The 3,153-nt window shown below is 55.4% G+C and carries 5 protein-coding genes; 2 read left to right on the top strand and 3 right to left on the bottom strand.

Translation table 11 applies throughout. The features are described 5' to 3' along the window. Together ACOI1H_RS24445 and ACOI1H_RS24440 are read left to right on the top strand one after the other, a co-directional pair. Positions 1 to 516: IS110 family transposase (locus tag ACOI1H_RS24445; RefSeq protein WP_422440830.1), on the top strand; the 516-nt coding region annotated here is incomplete at its 5' end. Continuing rightward, the gene (locus tag ACOI1H_RS24440; protein ID WP_422440828.1) at positions 411 to 806 is read left to right on the top strand and encodes a transposase; all 396 of its coding nucleotides are present in this window, start codon (positions 411 to 413) and stop codon (positions 804 to 806) included. The genes ACOI1H_RS24445 and ACOI1H_RS24440, both read left to right, overlap by 106 nt. Positions 807 to 936: 130 nt before the next feature. Here ACOI1H_RS24440 and ACOI1H_RS24435 read toward each other — a convergent pair whose 3' ends face one another. The 3 genes from ACOI1H_RS24435 to ACOI1H_RS24425 all read right to left on the bottom strand — a co-directional run bounded on the left by ACOI1H_RS24435 (position 937) and on the right by ACOI1H_RS24425 (position 3,074). Then, the gene (locus tag ACOI1H_RS24435) at positions 937 to 1,863 is read right to left on the bottom strand and encodes a GGDEF domain-containing protein (RefSeq protein ID WP_422440826.1); all 927 of its coding nucleotides are present in this window, start codon (positions 1,861 to 1,863) and stop codon (positions 937 to 939) included. Positions 1,864 to 1,955: 92 nt separating this feature from the next. After that, positions 1,956 to 2,726 (bottom strand): EAL domain-containing protein, encoded by a 771-nt coding sequence (locus ACOI1H_RS24430; protein ID WP_422440825.1) that lies wholly within the window; start codon positions 2,724 to 2,726, stop codon positions 1,956 to 1,958. A 126-nt stretch (positions 2,727 to 2,852) separates the two neighbouring features. After that, on the bottom strand, positions 2,853 to 3,074 hold the full coding sequence (locus ACOI1H_RS24425; RefSeq protein ID WP_422440823.1) for a recombinase family protein: 222 nt from the start codon (positions 3,072 to 3,074) through the stop codon (positions 2,853 to 2,855). Positions 3,075 to 3,153: the final 79 nt, after the last annotated feature.

The following is a 3,153-nucleotide window of genomic DNA, read 5'->3' as shown; positions in this document are numbered from 1 at the left end:
GCCGAAACGCCGGATCTGGTGGTCTATGAGGCAACCGGTGCTTACCACGCTGCCATTGAACGCAAATTTGCCGGTGTCCTGCCTCTCGTGAAGGTGAACCCGCTGCAGGCACGACGCTTGGCCCAGGCCCGCGGCAAAAGAGCAAAGACCGATGCCGTTGATGCGCGCGTTCTGGCCATGATGGGCGCGGCGCTCGATCTTGTGCCGGATGCGCCGACGGACAAAGATCAGCCTGCCCTCAAAGAGTTGCAGATTGCCCGCACGGCACTGATCAAGGAACGCACGCGATTGCTGAACCGGTCCAAAACGCAGTCTCTGGCCATTTTGAAGCGCCAGGCCAAGGTCCGACTGGAGCAGATCAAACGCCAGCTCGCTGAGTTGGAAGCAGCGCTGCTGGACCTTGCGCGCCAGTGCCCGAAACGCGCACGCGCCTTCGACATCCTCTGCTCGATCCCGGGGCTGGCCGGATCACTGCGGTTGCGATCCTCGTCGAATGTCCGGAAATCGGCACCCTGACCCGCAAGCAGATCGCCAGCCTTGCCGGTCTCGCTCCCATGACCCGACAATCGGGCCAATGGCGTGGTAAGGCGTTCATACAAGGCGGACGTAAATTCCTGCGCGATGCGCTCTATATGCCTGCACTCGTCGCCGCCCGTTACAACCCGGATCTGAGGCAGAAATATCAGACCATGATTCAGGCCGGAAAACCCGCGAAAGTCGCGCTGACCGCCCTCATGCGAAAACTCATCGAACTGGCCAACTCACTGGTCCAAAAAGATCGCGAATGGACGCCAAAAACAGCTTGATCAAGACGGATACTCTAAAGGAGAGTTGAGGCATCAGGAACAGGCAACACGTTTGATCGCGACCGAAGCAAGGCACGTTGAGACTGGGCCGTGAGCTATCTTCTACCTCTTATCGCGGTATGGTAGTGTCCTACCCTCGCACGCACGCGCGCCCATCGTTCTTTGCTACATATACCAGCTTGTCGGCGCTGCGAATAATATCGTGAATGTCCTTATCCGGGCGGACAGCCACCATGCCCGCAGAGAAGCTGCATCCTATGGCGGTATTGTCCGGGCACCCGGCGGGCTGTCGTATCGCTTTTTGCAGCAGATCGAGCCGGTCACGGCTCACGCTGAGCGTGCAGTTCGGCATGAAGAGAAGAAACTCTTCCCCGCCGATCCGGCCAAACAAATCAAAGGATCGAAGCCTGCTGACCATCTCCCGGCAAAATGCGACAAGGACTTCATCACCCTGATCGTGACCATATTTATCGTTAATCTGCTTGAAGTTATCGAGATCAATAACAGCGAGTGTGTGGTTGCCGAATTCCGGTTGGATCCGTTGCAAGGCCATCCACTCTTCCAGGCGGTCCATGACATAGCGGCGGTTTGGAACGCCGGTCAATGGGTCTGTCCAGGAAGCCCGCCGTGCTGCATCGCGTTCCAGACGAAGGCCACGACTTCCACGACGCAACGTTGATATCTCTGAAGCATAAAATAGCATAAGTCCGCTTGGAGAGACCGTTTCAGTGATCCAGACCCAATTGCCAGAGTGCAATTGGGCTTCGAACGCTCTGTAAGGAACCGTGCCCCGGCGCGCGTCAGCGATCGTCAGCCACGATTCAATGTTGTCCGTCTCGATCACAGGACCACGTTTGTTTTCATGATTCGCTCGCATGATGTCCCGCCAGACAGGACGCCTCGATGGATCGGCATGATAGGTTGCACAATACGCCGGATTCGCTGCTTGCAGACAATCATCCGCATCGAACATTGCGACCAGATCCGGAGTGTGCGCAAAAAGATCGAACAAGCCGGTACAGTGCGTGGTATCAAACCCTGCTTCAATAAAATGCACCCGTTACCCCCATATGACAAATAGCAACATTGCGAAGGCAAACACCCGACGCCACTACAGGACGGCATGAGAAGACATTCGCGCCGTAGTGTCTAATCAGTTTTTGGAAACTTTGGCTCAACAAGTGCTTGGAAAGCGGGTTCGGCGATAAGGTAGCCCTGAACGAGGCTGGCCCCCATGTCCCGGATCACCTCAAGTTCGGCGAGCGTTTCAATGCCTTCAAAAACAATATCGATGTCCAGATCGTTCAACATGTTGACGATATGCCTCAACACCACCCGCTTGACCGGCTCGATGTCAATGTTACGAACGAGCTCCATATCGATCTTGACAATATCTGGCTGTAACTGAGTCAGAAGTGCCAGCCCGGAATACCCAGCCCCGAAGTCATCAATCGCTGTCCTAAACCCGAACTCCCGATAGACACTCATAATGCGCTGCAGGTGAGGAACCTCCACCTTTTCCTGTTCCGTAAATTCAAATATAAGCCGTTCCGGCGGCAAGCCGGCTTTCTCTGCGGCCAGCATGGTCTGTCGGATACACACCCTTGGTTCATAGACCGCGTTGGGCATAAAATTGATCGACAGGAGCGCTTCGGTATCAAGAATTCCGAGGTGGGTCGCTTGCTCAATCGCCAAGGTTCGGCATGCTTGATTAAAACCGTAGCGGTTCTGTTCCGTGATCTGGGACAGCACTGATTGGGCGCCCTCGCCTGACAACCCCCGCACCAGGGCTTCCTGGGCAAAGGTTTTGCCAGTTGTGACGTCTACAATAGGCTGGAAGGCCATTGAGAAAGCCTGATTGAAGGCCTCACCGCTCCTGCAGCCTTCGCATCCGACACTCATGGGGTAGTCTCCGATCATACTGCTCATTGCGCACCAGGCAGATGACGCTGATAATCACCCCGCACCAGAACGCCCTTCGGTGTCAACATCAATCAAACGCACAACTAGAGATTGTTGCGCTGCTCAAGGTCATTTTCACCAATCCTATGGCAGCAAAATTAACTTCGGCACGACAAAAGGATCCCCTTCACGGACAGCGGCCAGTGCCTGAGCCGAACCCGGCCGCTCCCGGTTCGTGCCGGTCAGGCCATGATCGGTATAGATCTGGTCTTCCGCAACATCGAGATCGAGGAGCGCAGCCCGTTGCGCGGCAAGATCCTGTTTGTCGGTCGAGCAACGGGCATAACCAATGCGGGTTTTGGTCATGAGTTTATCCTTGCACAGGAACTGACCGAGTGTCTTTAGGGCCGTTCACCCATCTAATACATAAGGCCCCTCCAATGAT

The sequence above is a fragment of the Loktanella sp. DJP18 genome (assembly GCF_049310965.1).
Classification (GTDB): Bacteria; Pseudomonadota; Alphaproteobacteria; order Rhodobacterales; family Rhodobacteraceae; genus Loktanella.
The sequence above is the reverse complement of the archived record's forward strand: the minus strand, read 5'-3'. Positions and strand labels throughout refer to the sequence as shown.

Bases quoted from the DNA above. Each gene is read 5' to 3' on its own strand.
- ACOI1H_RS24430 (WP_422440825.1), bottom strand. From the start codon at position 2,726: ATGATCGGAGACTACCCCATGAGTGTCGGATGCGAAGGCTGCAGGAGC.
- ACOI1H_RS24425 (WP_422440823.1), bottom strand. From the start codon at position 3,074: ATGACCAAAACCCGCATTGGTTATGCCCGTTGCTCGACCGACAAACAG.